Source organism: Parafrankia elaeagni (assembly GCF_000374165.1).
GTDB classification, from domain to species: domain Bacteria; phylum Actinomycetota; class Actinomycetes; order Frankiales; family Frankiaceae; genus Parafrankia; species Parafrankia elaeagni.
This window is the reverse complement of record NZ_KB893725.1, coordinates 75,017-90,303: the sequence shown is the minus strand read 5'-3', so window position 1 is coordinate 90,303 and position 15,287 is coordinate 75,017. Positions and strand designations below refer to the sequence as shown.

Here is a 15,287-nt window from a genome sequence, read left to right as displayed (position 1 = left end):
GCCGGGCGCTGACAGGAGGTGGACGGGGCTCTCCTCCTTCGGGCCGATCGTGATGCGGAAGGACCCGTCCGGCGCGATCTGTAGGTCACGGTCGGTGATGCTGGCGAGGGGGGTCAGGTCGGTGTTGTTGANCAGGTTCGGCGGGGTGACCTTGGTGCCGCGGTGCAGCTCGATGTTGANCTGTGCGGGTCGGTGGGCGGGGTCGAACCGGCCGAGGACCTCGAAGCGCCGGTCTCCGTCGATGGAGGCGATCCGGTAGATCGCGTCCGGGTTGTCGCCGGAGGTGCCGACGCCGGGCAGGGTGTGGCCGAGCCATTCGCGGGGGGTGTCGTCGGTGACCCAGAGCTGGGAGGGCAGCGGCAGGAAGTTCGCGATCTCGGCCATGATCAGAGAGTTGGACCACTGGGAGACCGCTTCGTCGAGGGTGGCCGCGCCCGCCGGGGACTGCCCGCGCGGTGTCGCGGCGAGCTGGTCGCGCAGGTCGGCCTGCAGGCGTTTGAGCGGGGTGTCCTCGAGGATCTCCAGCAGGGTCTCCTCGGCGAGGATCTGCGACGGCGTCGCCAGGACCGGCCGGGTCTGCCGATCTTTCTCAAGGGTCATTGTGATCGCTCCCTACCACCTTGATTTCCCGGCACAGTTGATCACTGGCGAATTCGGGCACCCGTCCCGCCCGCTGAGAGACGACGGTTCAGGTTGCCGGCCAGGCGAGCGACTTCGTCTCGAGATACTGCTCGAAACCGATGCTTCCGTTCTGTCTCCCCACGCCGCTGTGCTTGTAGCCGCCGAAGGGGAGATCGGCGCCGTAGCATATCCCGCCGTTCAGACCGACACTGCCGGCGCGGATCCTGCGCGCCACTGCGAAGGATCGCTCCAGCGACCCCGAGAAGACCCCTCCGCCGAGGCCGTAGGAACTGTCGTTGGCAAGACGGACGGCGTCATCGTCGTCGTCGAAGGGGATGACGACGAGCACCGGCCCGAAGATCTCCTCCCGGGCGATCGTCATCGAGTTGTCCACGTCCACGAACAGGGTCGGCTCGACGTACCAGCCCTTCGGCAGGTGACTGGGGCGACCGCCTCCGACGGCGAGCGTCGCGCCCTCCTGGACGCCCTTCTCGATGTAGCCGAGCACCCGGTCGCGCTGTTTCCTCGACACCACCGGCCCCATGATCACATCGGGGCGCTGCGGATCGCCGTAGGGAACCGCCGCCATGGCCGCCTTCAGTATCGCGACGCCCTCGGCGTAACGAGAGCGGGGGAGCAGCATGCGGCTCTGGATCGCGCAGCCCTGGCCGGCGTGGACGCAGACGCCGAGACCCGCCATGAGCGCCTTCGGGAAGTCGGCGTCGTCGAGCACGACGGTCGCCGACTTGCCGCCCAGTTCCAGAAAAACCCGTTTGACCGTCGCCGCACCCTTCTCCATGATTCTTTTGCCGACAGCCGTGGATCCCGTGAAGGAGACGGCGTCGACCAGCGGAGAAAGTGTCAGTTCCTCTCCGACCAGGTGCTGGGCGGACGGCACGACATTGATCACGCCGGCTGGGAAGTCGGTCTGTTCGGCGACCAGCCGGCCGATCGCAGTGGCATTCCAGGGTGTGTCCGGAGCCGGTTTGAGGACCACGGTGTTGCCGGTGGCGAGGATCTGGCCGAGCTTGTGCAGGGCGATCTCGAAGGGGAAGTTCCACGGCGCGATGGCCCCGACCACCCCGACCGGCTCCTTCCGGATCCGGCGGTGGTTCACCGTTCCGCGGGTGAGGGCATCCGGAAGATCGACCTCCCACGGGAACTCCTCCATGAGTTTCAGCGGGTGGCGGATCGCCTCGGAGAGGGGGTCGTCGAGCTGCGGCCCGTTCGTGAGGAGACGGGGGCAGCCCGTCTCGAGGATCACCTGCTCGCGTAGCTCCTCGCGGGCCGACTCCAGCGCGTCCTGCAGCTGTTCGAGGCAGCGACGGCGCAGGGCTCGGTCCGTCGACCAGCCCGTCTCGTCGAAGGCCCGGCGGGCCGCGGCGATCGCCCGGTGCATCTCCGCACTCGAGGCGTCGGCGACCTGACCGAGTACCTCCTCGGTCGCCGGGTTGATGTTGTCGAAGGTCCTTCCCGAGTCGGCGTCGATCAGCTGACCGTCGATCAGCATCCTGTGCTCGGGGTTGACTGTGCGCGTTCCCACCATCATCGCGGCTTCTTCCCGGTCGCGCCGTCAGGACAGGTAGGTGGCGCCGAAGGCTTCGAGGAACTCGAAGGTGGCCTCGGGCGACACCGACGGGCTGGACACGATCACCGTGGTCACGCCGGCCTTCTCGATCTCGGCCAGAGCGGCGCGGTGGCGGTCGGCCTCGACCGCCGGTGTGGCGATGGAGCGGTCCTTGTAGGAGTACTGCAGGTCGATCGGGTCCGTCCGCCCGGCGGCCGCGGCCGTCTCGCGAATCTCGCTGATCATGCTGCCCAGTTCCGCCAGTGAACCGATCGCGGTGGTGCGGACGGCGGCGCTGAGCTCGGGCGGTCCCACCAGCGGCATCCATCCCTGAGCCCGTTCGGCGACCCGGCGCCGTGCCAGTTTCGAGTTGCCGCCGATCCAGATCGGAATGGGGTTCTGCACCGGCCGGGGCCGGGCGATGACGTTGCGGGCGTCGAAGTGGCGGCCCTGGTAGCTGAACGGCTCACCGCTCCAGTGCAGCGGGAGCACGTCGAGCACCTCGTCGAACAGGACGTTGCGCTCGGCCATGTCCACCCCGAGCGCGTAGAACTCGGTCTTCATGTATCCGGCCCCGAGGCCGAGCACGAGCCGTCCGCCGGAGAGCTTGTCGACGGTGGCCGCCGCCTTCGCGAGCAGGAACGGGTTGCGGTAGGGCGCGACCGAGAGATTGGTGTGCAGCCGGAGCCGCGTGGTCACGGCGGCGACGTGCCCGAGCGCGACGAACGGGTCGAGGCTCTGATGACCGCCGGAGGCGAGCCAGCGTGCGCTCGGTGCGGGGTGCTCACTGAGACAGAGGCCGTGGAACCCGGCCTTCTCCGCCGCTGCCGCCACCGCACCGATGGCCCCGGCGTCGAGCATGTCGCGCTCGAGGCCGTTGGTTTCGGGATAGTGATACACGAATCGCATGGAAAGCCAACCGTCCAGTTTCGAAAGGTGCTCGACGTTCCGGCCACCCGGCCGGCGGAAGAGATCCCGAGCGCGTGGAGAACTGCAGACGCCCGGAGTCTCCCCGGATGCTCAGAGGCTGAGAACGAACTTCACCGCTGCCGCCGCGGCGGGGAAGGACTCGGTGACACCGGCGCCGAAGTAGCCCGAATCGGTGATCAGGGTGATGCCGCTGATCGCGGTCGCGGCGTCGCTGCACAGGAAGAGCAGCGGGTAGGCCTGTTCCAGGGAGGTGGCCACCTCAACGCCGGCCTCGGCCCGGTAGTCGGCACCGAATCCGAGCCAGGTCTCCTTGTTCGCCTGCGCGAGTGGAGTCTCGGTCGGCCCCGGGCAGATGGCGTTGATACGGATGCCCAGCTTGAGCAGGCGCAGCGACTCGCTGGCCACGTACGCGCAGACGGTCTGCTTGCTCCACAGGTAGGTGGCCCGGCCACGCTCGACGGCCCAGGCCGAGGCCTTCTCGACGTCGGTGATGGCGAGATACTCGCGCAGCTCCGGGAGGTTCTTCTCCCAGCCCAGACCGACCGCGGAGGAGATGAAACCGATCGCCGACCCGGGCGGGAGGGCGCCGGCGGACAGCAGCCGTTCGATCAGGTAGCGGTGGCCGAGAAAATTGATCTTCTCGATGCCCGGGGTGCCGTCGGCGACACCCGCACAGGCCAGGACCGCGTGGACCGGCCCGCCGCACTCCTCGACGGCGGCGTCGATGGAGGCGACGTCCGCGAGGTTGACGGTGATCGCCGTCGCGCCGGCGAGGGCGACGTCGGCGTAGTCCATCACCACGACTTCGGCACCGGCGCTCTGCGCCAGCTCGGCAGCCGCGGCGCCCATTCCGGTGGCGCCGCCCACCACGAGAACCCGTTTCCCGTCGAATCGGAACGCGTCAAACAGGGACATGTGCGTCCGTCTCCTCCCGTCGATGATCAAATTTCCGTGGTCCGGCGGACGGCCCAGGCCCACCGGATGGGGTTCGGCGCGCTCAGCTCTCCTGGAGAACGCTGAGGACCGCGGCCGCGAGGTCCGGCCGGCAGATCAGCAGGTCAGGGAGATAGGGGTCGGGCCGGTTGTAGCGCAGTGGGCTGCCGTCGAGCCGGGACACATGCAGGCCGGCGGCCGCGGCGACGGCCACGGGGGCGCAGGAGTCCCACTCGAACTGGCCACCGGAATGGGCGTAGACGTCCGCCTGGCCGCGCACGACAGCCATCGCCTTCGCCCCGGCCGAACCCATGGGTACGAGTTCGGCGTCCAGGTGGGTACGGAGCAGGTCGACACAGGCCGGCGGCCGGGTGCGTGACACGACGAGGCGGACCGGCCCCGGCGTCCCCGGCGGGGAGGTCGGCGGAGCGCCGGTGCGGAGGACGAGCCCGGCCGCGGGCAGGGCGACGGCGCCGACGGCGGGTTGCCCGCCGAGAGCGAGAGCCACGTGGACGGCCCAGTCCTCCCGAGGTGGCTCGCCGTACTCACGGGTTCCGTCGAGAGGGTCGATGATCCAGACCCGTTCCCGGTCGAGGCGCACGGGGTCGTCCGCGCTCTCCTCGGACAGGACGGCGTCACCGGGCCGGGACCGCGCGAGCAGACCGAGCAGGAGCTCGTTCGACTGCCGGTCGCCCTCCTTGCCGCCCTGGGAGCGGATGGCGAGCAACAGGGCACCGGCCAGCTCGGCCAGCCGGGCCGCGAGAGCGTGATCGTCCAACCCGTCGAGATCGTCGAGATCGTCGAGGCTGGTCACGATACGGGCGGTGGGGTGAGGACACCTGCCTGGCGCAGATGGGCGATGACGAGCTCGGCGGAGACCTCCGCGGTGACGGCACCGCTCGCGTCGAGGCGCAGGTCGGGTGTCACGGGGGGCTCGTACGGCGAGCCGATGCCGGTGAAGTTGCTCAGTTCGCCGCGGCGGGCCTTGGCGTAGAGGCCCTTGCGGTCGCGGGACTCGGCCACATCGAGCGGGGTGTCGACGAAGACCTCGACGAACTCGTCGTCGTCGAACAGGTCCCGGGCCAGTCGCCGTTCGGCGCGGAACGGCGAGATGAACGACGTGAGCACGATGAGGCCGGCGTCAACCATGAGCTTCGCGACCTCGGCGACGCGGCGGATGTTCTCGACCCGGTCGGCCTCGGTGAAGCCGAGGTCCTTGTTCAGGCCGTGCCGGACGTTGTCGCCGTCCAGCAGATAGGTGTGGAAGCCCTGCTCGTGCAGCCGCTTCTCGACGAGGTTGGCAATGGTCGACTTGCCGGCGCCCGACAGACCGGTGAACCACACGGCCGCCGGCCGCTGGCCCTTGCTGACGGCGCGGGCCTGCTTGTCGACCTCGACCGCCTGCCAGTGCACGTTGTGCGCGCGCCGCAGCGCGAAGTGCAGCAGACCGGCGGCGACCGTGGCATGGGTGAACCGGTCGATCAGGATGAACCCGCCCATGTCGCGGTTGGCGGTATAGGGGTCGAACGGCACCGGCCGGTCGAGGCTGATGTTGACCACGCCGATCTCGTTCAGCTCGAGCGAACGCGCGGCCAGGTGTTCCAGCGTGTTGACGTTGACCTTGTACTTCGGCTGGGTGACCGTCGCGCCGACGGTGCGGGTGCCGAGCTTGAGCAGGTAGGGCCGGCCCGGCAGCATCGGTTCCTCGGCCATCCAGACCAGGTGGCACTCGAACTGGTCGGCGACCTCCGGCGGATCGGTGGCGGTCGCGAGAACGTCGCCGCGGCTGACGTCGATCTCGTCGGTGAGGGTGAGGGTGACGGACTGGCCGGCACCGGCCTCGGGCAGGTCGCCGTCGGCCGTGACGATCCGCGAGACGGTGCTCTCCTGACCCGAGGGCAGGACCCGCACCCGGTCCCCGGGGCGGACCACCCCGCCGGCGATCTGCCCGGAGAAACCGCGGAAGTCAAGGTTGGGCCGGTTGACCCACTGCACCGGCAGGCGGAACGGGCCGCTCTCCAGATCGTCCGCGATCTCGACGGTCTCGAGGTGTCCCACGAGCGTCGGTCCGGTGTACCAGGGAGTGTTGGGACTCGCACTGGTGATGTTGTCACCCGCCAGCGCCGACATCGGGATGCACACGATGTCGGTGAGGCCGATCCCGGCGGCGAACTGGCGATAGTCCGCCTCGACGGCGTCGAAAGCCTCCTTGGCGTAGCCGACCAGGTCAAGTTTGTTCACGGCCAGGACGACGTGGCGGATCCCGAGCAGCGAGACCAGATAGCTGTGCCGGCAGGTCTGGGTGAGCACTCCCTTGCGCGCGTCGATCAGGATCACCGCCAGGTCCGCGTTGGACGCCCCGGTCACCATGTTGCGGGTGTACTGCTCGTGACCGGGGGTGTCCGCGACGATGAACTTTCGTCGCTCCGTGGAGAAGAAGCGGTAGGCGACGTCGATCGTGATGCCCTGCTCGCGCTCGGCGGCCAGGCCGTCGACGAGCAGCGCGAAGTCCAGCTCGCCGCCCTGCGTGCCGACCTTCTTCGAGTCGCTTTCCAACGCGGCGAGCTGGTCGGAGAAGACCAGCTTCGAGTCGTAGAGAAGCCGGCCGATCAGCGTCGACTTGCCGTCGTCGACGCTGCCGCAGGTGATGAACCGCAGCATCGACTTGTTCTCGTGCGCCGCCAGATAGGCCCCGATGTCGGTCGCGACGAGGTCGTTGGTCGCGTGCGCCATCAGAAGTACCCCTCCTGCTTCTTCTTCTCCATCGAGCCGGAGGAGTCGTGATCGATCACCCGGCCCTGCCGCTCCGAACTCGTCGTCAGCAGCATCTCCTGGATGATCTCCTGCAAGGTCGCGGCGGTACTCTCCACGGCGCCGGTCAGCGGGTAGCAGCCCAGCGTGCGGAACCGGACGGAGCGCTGCGCAGGCTCCTCGCCCGGACGAAGCGGCATACGCTCGTCGTCCACCATGATCAACGTACCGTCGCGTTCCACCACCGGCCGGGGCGCGGCGAAGTACAGCGGCACGATGGGGATCTGCTCGGCGTGGATGTACTGCCACACGTCCAGCTCGGTCCAGTTCGACAGCGGAAACACCCGCACACTCTGTCCCTGCTGCCTACGCGCGTTGTACACGTGCCACAGCTCAGGGCGCTGTGCCTTCGGGTCCCAGCGGTGCGCCGCCGAGCGGATGGAGAACACACGCTCCTTCGCCCGCGACTTCTCCTCGTCGCGCCGCGCCCCGCCAAATGCCAGGTCGAACCCGTACTTGTCCAACGCCTGTTTGAGGCCCTCGGTCTTCCACACGTCGGTGTGCGTGGCCGAACCGTGATCGAAGGGATTGATGCCCCGCGCGAGCGCCTCCGGGTTCTGGTGCACGATCAGATCCACACCCAGGTCGGCGGAGACCCTGTCCCGGAACTCGTACATCGCCCGGAACTTCCACGTCGTGTCCACGTGTAGCAGCGGGAACGGGGGCTTCGACGGGTAGAACGCCTTCGTCGCCAGGTGCAGCAGGACGGAGCTGTCCTTTCCCACCGAGTACAGCATCACTGGCCGCTCGCTCTCCGAAACGGCCTCCCGGAAGATCTGGATGCTCTCCGCCTCCAGGCGTTGCAGATGTGTCAGCCGGCCCATGGCCGTCCTACCCTTCTCGCCCCGGGGCCCCGCGGGGCCGGGCTTTCCTCGTGTCGCTCTCAGCGAGTGGTCCACCGCGCCGCGCGCGCTGTGTACTCGGCGAACAGCGGGCGGATCTCCTCGACGTCGATGCCGAACGTGGCCGGGTCCGGGTGTACGTTGGCCGCCCGCTTCTCCGCGTTCTCCCGCCACCACCGCGCCATCCCGGCCTCGAACGCGTCGGTGACCGGCTCACCCAGCCACGCGTACAGCCCACGCACCTCACCGACCGGATCCCGCTGCATGGCCCGGAAATCGATGTCGTAGAACCTGTCGTCCCGGCCCTTGTCGCGGAACGCAAGAGCGCGTTCCATCCCGACCGACCAGTGCTCGACGTTGAGCGCGCCGAGATAACGCGGGTCGATGTCATCGGAGTAGGAGCGGGCGACCGCGGCGTAGAGGTCGGCGGCCGAGACCATGACCTCGGCCGGATCCCGATGGGTCATCACGAAACGGGCATCGGGAAACGCCTGGTCGAGCTGTTCCAGGAACAGCAGATGCGTCGGGCACTTCAGCCGCCACGGCACCGCCGGGTAGCCCCACTGCAAAAGCTTCAGGACGCGACGCTCGTACTGGTAGGTCGTGGTGAGATCGGCGCTGTCAAGCAGCCACTTCGAGTAGGACGGGACGTACGCGAAGGCCTGGAAGTAGTGCGCCTTGAAATCAAGCGCCATCAGGCTCTGGCACTCGGTCGGCCCGGTCGCGCTGGCCGGCACCAGCGCACCACGCCGGGGCGAGGTCCTGGTCCGGAAGGCGACCTCGGAACGACTGTCGTCGATCCTGGAGCCCAGCCCGTCTCCGGTGGACGGGGGCGGACAGGGCCGCGATGCCTCCCAGGTGCGCAGCGAACGGGCCTGCGGATCCTCCGCGAGCAGGAACGACAACGCGGTCGAACCCGTCCGCGGCAGCCCCAGACCGATCAGTGGCGCGACGATCGGCTCGTCGTCGATCTCCGGATGGCGCCGGTACCAGTCCTCGACCTGGAGCCGCTGGGAGAGCAGCCCCACGAGGAGCTTGCGGAGCACGCTCTCGCCGGCGGAGTTCAGCCGCGCCTCCACCCGCAGCGAGCGGGTGAGCCGCTCCAGCCCGTCCCGGAAGGAGTCGTTCCCGAAATCCCCGAGCCCGGTCTCGGTCCGGGCCGCGTCAAGCAGCTCGTCGTGTCCATCCATCAGTGGCTCCCTTCAGCAGAGCACTCGGCGTCGGCCCACCGAGGGGCTCGGTCACGGCGCCGGTGCCGGTCGCGGTGCCGGCTCAGGCGCGCATGTTGGCGCCGCCGTCGATCGCCCACACCTGGCCGTTGACCCATTCGGCGTCGTCGGAAAGCAAGAACGCCACGACCGCCGCCAGGTCTGCGGGACGGCCCAGCCGGGTCGTGGGGACCTCCCGCAGGAACCTCTCCTGAAGGGCGACGTCGTTCTGCTGCTCCTGCGTCTCCCCCATCACCAGGCCGGGCATGACACCGTTGCACCGGACTCCCCTGGGGCCCCAGTTCCCGGCGATGTGTCGGGTCAGAGCGTTCACGGCCGACTTCGACGCCGCGTACGCAGGACGCAGGCGATCACCTCCGCTGACCGCGGCGCCCGAGGACGTGTTGACGATGCTGCCCCCGCCGTTCGCGAGCAGGTGCGGCAGAACCGCACGGGAGGTCCGGACGAAACCGACCACATTGACGTCCAGCGTGCGGTGCCACACGTCGAGATCGGTGTCGAGCAGCGACCTGTCCCGCCCGAGGTTGCCGGGTGACAGATCGGCGCCGACGTTGAACAGGCCGTGGACGGTGCCGAACTGGGCGATCGCCATGTCGACCAGCGCCTCGGCGGAGAGCTCGTCCGCGAGGTCGAAGTGGGTGGCCACCGCCTTTCCACCGCCCTCGACGATCTTGTTGACGGTCGATGTGGCCCCCGCGATGTTGATATCGCCGACGACGACGTTGGCGCCCTCCTCGCCGAGCCTTATCGCTGCCCCCGCTCCGATTCCGGTCGCTCCGCCCGCTACTACGAACGTCTTTCCTGTCAGCCCACGCATCTCTCTGCTCCAGCACTTTACGATCACGGGAGATGTTGCCGGGGCGGGGCCTTCCGTGATCATCTCAAAGAAGGCGCGGAAGGGCCCGGGACCCCTTCATTGCTCATTTCTCTGGCATCATCGCGAGAGGATCCCACCATCCTCGGCGTGTCGCCAGGAAGACATTTCCGGTGTTCAGCCCATCCACTGCCCGCCGGCCACGTCGATGGTCTGACCGCACATGTAGTTGGCAGCCTCCGAGGCGAGGTAGGCAACCATGTTGGCGACCTCCTCCGGCAGGCAGACGCGGCCCAGCTGAACCTGGTTCTTCAGCGCGTTCGCGATGGAGGTTCGGCCGGCGATCTGGCCTTCGTTCTCCGGCGTGAAGATCATTTTTTTCATGTCGGGTTTGATCATGATTCCGGGGGCGACCCCGAGAACATTCACGCCTCGCGGCGCGAACTCGTAGGCGAGGTTGCGGGTAAACCCGATCACGCCCGCCTTGCACGAGCAGTAGACGGTCAGGCCGGGCTGCTGGACGCGCCCCCCGACCGCGCCGATGTTGATGATCCGACCGGATCCCTGGGGAACCAGGTGCTGCAGCGCCGCGTGTGCGCCATACATCATCATCGTCAGACTGCCCAGCACGGTCTGGTCGATCTCGTCCTTCGTGTGCTGCTCGAAGGCACCGCCAACCGCCATGACCGGATTGTTGATCATAATGTCGAGGCCGCCGAGCGCATCCTTGCTTTCCTGTACGGCCTGATGCACCTGATCCCAGTCCGACAGGTCTGCCCGGATCGGGACGGCTTTGACTCCCCACCGCTTCTCGATCTCCGCGGCCCGCCTCTCGACCTTCTCGAAAGTCCGGCCGATGAGGGCGACATCAGCCCCGGAGCCGGCGAGGCGATTTGCCACTGCCTGACCCAGTCCGTCACCCCCCGCCCCGGTGACGATCGCTTTCTGGCCGCTCAGGTCGAGAAGGTCGCTCACCCGCTTCTCGATGATGTGAGTGGGGAGCCGGTTCAGCCCCATTATCTCGGTCCAGTCCTGCTCATCCGTACTCACGAGAGCTCCTGTCATGTCCGACAAGGAAGGTGCGGCCAGAACGGCAGGGCACCTGTCGTGACTGCTTCGAGTGATGTTACGACCAGATTGTCAGGCCACACCAATACAAATTTCGGCGCCGAGGTATACAAGATCTATATAGCCCGGGTGTGGGTAGCATGCGGGACGTGGACACGCATCGCCTCAGGTACTTCCTCCGGGTCGCTGAGGAAGGCTCGATCAACCGGGCCGCGGCGGCGCTGGGTATCGCCCAACCGGCGCTGAGTCGTCAGATACGGCTCCTCGAGGAGGACCTCGGCATCACGCTCTTCCAACGAACAGCTCGCGGTGTGCAACTGACGGAGGAGGGGGAAAGGCTGCGCGCGACCACGGCCGCGCCGCTGCGTCAGCTCGAACTCGCCATGCGATACGCCGGTTCCCCGCTGGCGCGGATCGAGCGGGGTCTACACATCGGCCTTCCGTCGACCGCCGCCGGTATCCTGGCGGCACCGCTGCTCGAGGGTCTGAGTGCCGCATTCCCCAAGGTCGAGCTGCAGGTGAGCGTCGGGAGCACCGATGTCCTCGTCCAGGGCATGCTGAGGGGAGCGATTGACATCTCGGTCATCGGTCCGGTGCAGGACGGCAGGCTCTTCTACCGCGACCTTCTCTCCGAAGAACTCGTCGTGGTGGGAGGGAGAACGTCCGCTCTCCACCCTGGGCGCGCCATTGATTTCGCCGAGCTCGCGAACCTGCCGCTGATTCTTCCCGTCTCCCTGACCGGAATCCGGCACAGTCTCGAGAACACAGCGCTGCGGCTGAAGCTGAGGATCATTCCCAGATTCGCCACCGATTCACTGGAAGTGGCGAAGGACCTCATTCGGGCAGGTCACGGCCACAGCGTTCTGCCGCGGTCCGCCTGCGTCGCCGAATTCGAGACGGAAAGGCTGCGCCACGCGCCGCTGCGCGACCCTTCGCTGACCCAGCAGCTGGGAATCGCTGTCACGTCGCACCTCGAACTGCCGAGAGGGTTCGCCACCAGGGTCGGCCAGATCATCCGGGAGGAGGCGGAACGGCTGGTCAGGTCCGGCGTCTGGACCGCCCAGCTGGCACCGCGCCGCGAGCCGACCGAAGAGCCTCAGCAGTAGGGCGGCCGCCGAGCAAGGGGCCGAGCCGGCTCTTCCCCGCGGGGACGGTCAGGTGGCCGTCTCGGCCACGAAATCGCGTCTGAACACCGCTGCGTCGATGGCACCGGTGAGCATTCCGCCCGCCACCGCCTGGTCGGTGTAGAGGACGTTACCGGAAGCCACTGCGTTCAGTGAGCTGTTCAGCAGGATCATCGGCCACGCCTGCTCGTGCGGGGTGGCCATACGGCCCAGCGTCGGGTAGGGCAACCGGTCGAAGTACGCCTGCCCCATGTCCCGCACCGCCTCGTCCATGAATGCCGTTCTGGTCGGGCCGGGCGCGATGCAGGTCATGCGGACTCCCCGGTCCTGGCCCCATGCCACAGCCTGCCGCAGCGTCCAGACGATCAATGCCTCCTTGGACAGGGAATACCCGTCGGCGACCACTTCCATGTGCTGTTCGCACCAGGTCCGAGCCTGCACAGGGTCAGTCACCGCCAGCAGCTCGAGAATGTCCGGAAGTCGGCGCTGCCATCCCATCCCCGCGTTCGATGCCACGTTGGCGATGCCAGCGCCGTCCACCAGCGATGCCAGCACCTGCTCCGTGAGGAACCGGGTGCCGATGTAGTTCACGAGCATGCAGTGCAACGGACCGCCGATCATGTGCGGTACCCCGGCGCAGTTGAAGAGGTGGTCGATCGGCCCCACCCGCCGCAGAGCGGCCGCTGTCGCCGCAATCTGGTCGGGCTCCACGAGATCGGTGCGGTAGAAGGCGGCATGCGCGACGGCCGGCGCGCGCCGGCCCACCGCGTGCACGCGGGCGCCGAGATCACTCAGAATCTCCGCGACCGCCTTGCCCATGCCCGACGTACAGCCGGTCACCACCACTGTCCGGCCTCGGTAGCCGAGGCCATCAAGCTCGCCCACGTCCCCTCCCATGATCGTCTGACCGTCGCGTTCGCGGTGAGGCAGGTGATGGCCACGCCTCTGCGTACGTTCCGGTCACGTGCCTGTTGACACCGACGCGGTCGACGGTCCGCCTGAGCCGGCGTTGATTGAACGCATCGGCAGGCTCGGCATCGGTTGTTCCCGGACCGCGGGCCCGCCTGTCAGCGGACCGAGCCACCGCCCTCTCCGAAGTTGATGTCACCGTAGACGCCTGGTCCAGGCGAGGGCAAGGCGCGACAGCAGCCCCGGTGCCTGGCCGGCCGGCTGGTCATCCTGCGATCGGGCCGTCGAGCCGCTGGGGCGGTACACGCCCCAGCGGCCCGGACGAGGCCGATGCTCGGCAGCTCCGTGGCGCATCCGGAACCGGCCTGGTACCGTGCGGATCGTCGCTGGTGGCCCACCCCGCCGCGGCTTCCTCGGACAGTGCTGTCCTCTCGGCGCGGAGCGATGAGCTCCATGCGGCGATGAGCTCCACGCCCAGGATCTCTGCCGGTCCGCGGGCCGCGCTGTCAACGCCCGGGGCTCCATCGCACGCCCGAGACCAGGTACTTCGTTCCGGGTAGTGGTAGCCGGCCGGCAGGACTTCGAGGTCCGCCCTCCTGGCCGAAGATCGCGGCTCTGGCCGGGCTCGTCCTGATGCCCCGACCCGCCGGTTCCAGCGTCCAGCCGAGAGAAACGGCGGCGTCATCACCTGACGCGGTCGCCGCCAACCAACCCCGTCTCAGCACGCCAGGCGCAGCTGTGGCCTGGGCGCGGAGTCCCCGCGGCTTTCAACAACGCATGATCCAGACAGAATCCGAGAAAGGTCGACCATGATCCGTAGAACACGATTAGGGGCTGCTGTCGTCCTGTCCAGCGTGGTCCTCGCCCTCGGGGCCTGCGGCGGTGGTGACTCCTCGTCGTCCTCGGCGGGCCCATCGGGCGAGCCGGTGCAGGGTGGCGAGGGACGCATCCTGATGTTGAGCGACCCGCGCAGCCTGGACCCGGCGACCCTCGGCAACACCGCCCCGATCACCGCTGTCCTCGGTAACGCCCTGTACGGCACCCTGATGACCACCGACAAGACCGGCAAGGTCTCCTACACGATGGCCGAGTCGTTCGACACGACCGACAACGGCGCGACCTTCACGCTGAAGCTACGCCCGGACCTGGTGTTCTCCGACGGCAGCCCGCTCAGCGCCGAGGCGGTGAAGTTCAACTGGGACCGAACCAAGGATCCGGCTGTCGGCTCCTCCTACATGGCTGAGGCATCCATGATCGCCTCCACGGAGGTGGTCGACGACGTCACCCTCAAGGTCACGATGGCGGCTCCCGTGGCGGCCTACGCCCAGGCGGTCCTCAACTCGTCGTTGAACTGGATCGCTTCGCCGGAGGCCCTGCGCGGGGGAACACAGGGCTTCGACGCTCGTCCGATCGGTGCCGGCCCGTTCACGTTGCAGAACTGGACCCGCCAGGCCGACATCCGACTGGTGAAGAACCCGCGTTACTGGGATGCGCCCAAGCCGTACCTGGACAGGCTCACCATCCGTTCCGCACTCGACAGCAGCCAGCGCTACAACACGATTGTCAGTGGTGGTGCCGACGTCGCGGTGGAGGCCGACTGGGTCAACCTCGACAAGGCCACCCAGGCCGGCCTGCCCACCGACCTCCTGCCGCTCAACGGCGGAAACTTCATGACGCTCAACGCGCGGCGGGCACCGTTCGACGACGTCCGCGCCCGGCAGGCCGTCTCCGCCGCGATCGATCTGGACGTGTTCAACCTCGCCGCCTTCAACGGCACCGCGGAAGAGCTTCCCGAGAAGCTCTTCAACGAAGCCTCTTCGTTCTACGCGGACATTCCGCTGCACACGGCGGACAAGGCGAGGGCCCAGGAGCTCTTCGACGAGCTCGCCGCCGAGGGCAAGCCGGTGACCTTCACCTTCTCCACCTTCCCCACCAGTCAGGGGCGGGTGATGGCGGAGAACGTCCAGACCCAGCTCAGCGGCTTCCGCAACGTCAAGGCCGAGGTGAAGGTCATCGACTTCTCCCAGGTCGCCGCGATACGCACGACCTATGACTTCGACGCGGTCATCTCCTCGGCGTTCTTCCAGGACCCCGAGCCACGGCTGTGGACGGCCTTCCACCAGGACTCCTCGGCGAACCTGTCCGGGGTGAAGGACGCCGAGCTCAGCGAGGCCTTGCAGGCTGGCCGGACGGAGAGCACCGTCGAGGCGCGTAGGTCTGCCTACGAGACCGTGCAGAAGCGACTGGAGGAACTGGTTCCGGTGGTCTTTCTGGCGCGGACCGCCTCTGGGGTCATCGCAGGGAAGAACGTCGGCGGAATCACCCAGTACGGTTCCGGCTCGCTGCAGCCCGAAGAGCTCTGGATCGGAAATTAGCCACCGTTCTTGAGGGCCCGCTGGGGGAACGCCGCATTCCGGATCGAACCGGGATGCGGTGTGC

General features: G+C 67.9%; 12 protein-coding genes. 2 read left to right on the top strand and 10 right to left on the bottom strand.

Annotated features, from left to right (window positions below; genetic code table 11):
- Positions 1 to 688: 688 nt before the first annotated feature.
- The 9 genes from B207_RS0115820 to B207_RS0115780 form a co-directional block, all read right to left on the bottom strand.
- Positions 689 to 2,170 (bottom strand): aldehyde dehydrogenase family protein, encoded by a 1,482-nt coding sequence (locus B207_RS0115820; RefSeq protein ID WP_018637531.1) that lies wholly within the window; start codon positions 2,168 to 2,170, stop codon positions 689 to 691.
- A gap of 24 nt (positions 2,171 to 2,194) precedes the next feature.
- Positions 2,195 to 3,097, bottom strand: coding sequence for an LLM class F420-dependent oxidoreductase (locus B207_RS0115815; RefSeq protein WP_018637530.1), 903 nt, complete (start codon positions 3,095 to 3,097; stop codon positions 2,195 to 2,197).
- Positions 3,098 to 3,208: 111 nt separating this feature from the next.
- Positions 3,209 to 4,033, bottom strand: a complete 825-nt coding sequence (locus B207_RS0115810) for an SDR family oxidoreductase (RefSeq protein WP_018637529.1) — start codon at positions 4,031 to 4,033, stop codon at positions 3,209 to 3,211.
- An 82-nt stretch (positions 4,034 to 4,115) separates the two neighbouring features.
- Positions 4,116 to 4,865, bottom strand: a complete 750-nt coding sequence (locus tag B207_RS0115805; RefSeq protein ID WP_018637524.1) for a 3'(2'),5'-bisphosphate nucleotidase CysQ — start codon at positions 4,863 to 4,865, stop codon at positions 4,116 to 4,118.
- Positions 4,862 to 6,784: a sulfate adenylyltransferase subunit CysN gene (cysN, locus tag B207_RS0115800; protein WP_018637523.1), complete on the bottom strand. Its 1,923-nt coding sequence runs from the start codon at positions 6,782 to 6,784 to the stop codon at positions 4,862 to 4,864. Before cysN ends, B207_RS0115805 begins: the two co-directional genes overlap by 4 nt.
- The gene (cysD, locus tag B207_RS0115795; RefSeq protein ID WP_018637522.1) at positions 6,784 to 7,686 is read right to left on the bottom strand and encodes a sulfate adenylyltransferase subunit CysD; all 903 of its coding nucleotides are present in this window, start codon (positions 7,684 to 7,686) and stop codon (positions 6,784 to 6,786) included. Before cysD ends, cysN begins: the two co-directional genes overlap by 1 nt.
- Before the next feature lie 59 nt (positions 7,687 to 7,745).
- A complete protein-coding gene (locus tag B207_RS0115790) occupies positions 7,746 to 8,894 on the bottom strand; it encodes a sulfotransferase family protein (protein WP_018637521.1) in 1,149 nt (382 codons plus the stop codon).
- A gap of 82 nt (positions 8,895 to 8,976) precedes the next feature.
- Positions 8,977 to 9,750 carry an SDR family NAD(P)-dependent oxidoreductase gene (locus tag B207_RS0115785; RefSeq protein WP_018637520.1) on the bottom strand — a complete coding sequence of 258 codons (774 nt, stop codon included), beginning with the start codon at positions 9,748 to 9,750 and terminating at the stop codon, positions 8,977 to 8,979.
- Positions 9,751 to 9,924: 174 nt separating this feature from the next.
- The gene (locus tag B207_RS0115780; RefSeq protein WP_035740824.1) at positions 9,925 to 10,812 is read right to left on the bottom strand and encodes an SDR family NAD(P)-dependent oxidoreductase; all 888 of its coding nucleotides are present in this window, start codon (positions 10,810 to 10,812) and stop codon (positions 9,925 to 9,927) included.
- Positions 10,813 to 10,955: 143 nt separating this feature from the next.
- Between B207_RS0115780 and B207_RS0115775 the strand changes: the two genes are divergently transcribed.
- Positions 10,956 to 11,921 carry a LysR family transcriptional regulator gene (locus B207_RS0115775; protein WP_018637518.1) on the top strand — a complete coding sequence of 322 codons (966 nt, stop codon included), beginning with the start codon at positions 10,956 to 10,958 and terminating at the stop codon, positions 11,919 to 11,921.
- Between the two features lie 48 nt (positions 11,922 to 11,969).
- Here the strand turns inward: B207_RS0115775 and B207_RS0115770 are convergent, their stop codons facing one another.
- Complete coding sequence (locus B207_RS0115770; protein WP_018637517.1) at positions 11,970 to 12,824, bottom strand: SDR family NAD(P)-dependent oxidoreductase; 855 nt, start codon at positions 12,822 to 12,824, stop codon at positions 11,970 to 11,972.
- An 833-nt stretch (positions 12,825 to 13,657) separates the two neighbouring features.
- Here B207_RS0115770 and B207_RS0115765 point away from each other — a divergent pair.
- The gene (locus B207_RS0115765; RefSeq protein WP_026311096.1) at positions 13,658 to 15,223 is read left to right on the top strand and encodes an ABC transporter substrate-binding protein; all 1,566 of its coding nucleotides are present in this window, start codon (positions 13,658 to 13,660) and stop codon (positions 15,221 to 15,223) included.
- The last annotated feature ends 64 nt before the right edge of the window (positions 15,224 to 15,287 follow it).

Excerpts from the sequence above, each read along its gene's own strand:
- cysD (WP_018637522.1), bottom strand. The coding sequence starts at position 7,686 with ATGGGCCGGCTGACACATCTGCAACGCCTGGAGGCGGAGAGCATCCAG.
- B207_RS0115780 (WP_035740824.1), bottom strand. The coding sequence starts at position 10,812 with ATGACAGGAGCTCTCGTGAGTACGGATGAGCAGGACTGGACCGAGATA.
- B207_RS0115810 (WP_018637529.1), bottom strand. The coding sequence starts at position 4,033 with ATGTCCCTGTTTGACGCGTTCCGATTCGACGGGAAACGGGTTCTCGTG.
- B207_RS0115820 (WP_018637531.1), bottom strand. The coding sequence starts at position 2,170 with ATGATGGTGGGAACGCGCACAGTCAACCCCGAGCACAGGATGCTGATC.
- B207_RS0115765 (WP_026311096.1), top strand. The coding sequence starts at position 13,658 with ATGATCCGTAGAACACGATTAGGGGCTGCTGTCGTCCTGTCCAGCGTG.
- cysN (WP_018637523.1), bottom strand. The coding sequence starts at position 6,784 with ATGGCGCACGCGACCAACGACCTCGTCGCGACCGACATCGGGGCCTAT.
- B207_RS0115785 (WP_018637520.1), bottom strand. The coding sequence starts at position 9,750 with ATGCGTGGGCTGACAGGAAAGACGTTCGTAGTAGCGGGCGGAGCGACC.
- B207_RS0115775 (WP_018637518.1), top strand. The coding sequence starts at position 10,956 with ATGCGGGACGTGGACACGCATCGCCTCAGGTACTTCCTCCGGGTCGCT.
- B207_RS0115815 (WP_018637530.1), bottom strand. The coding sequence starts at position 3,097 with ATGCGATTCGTGTATCACTATCCCGAAACCAACGGCCTCGAGCGCGAC.
- B207_RS0115790 (WP_018637521.1), bottom strand. The coding sequence starts at position 8,894 with ATGGATGGACACGACGAGCTGCTTGACGCGGCCCGGACCGAGACCGGG.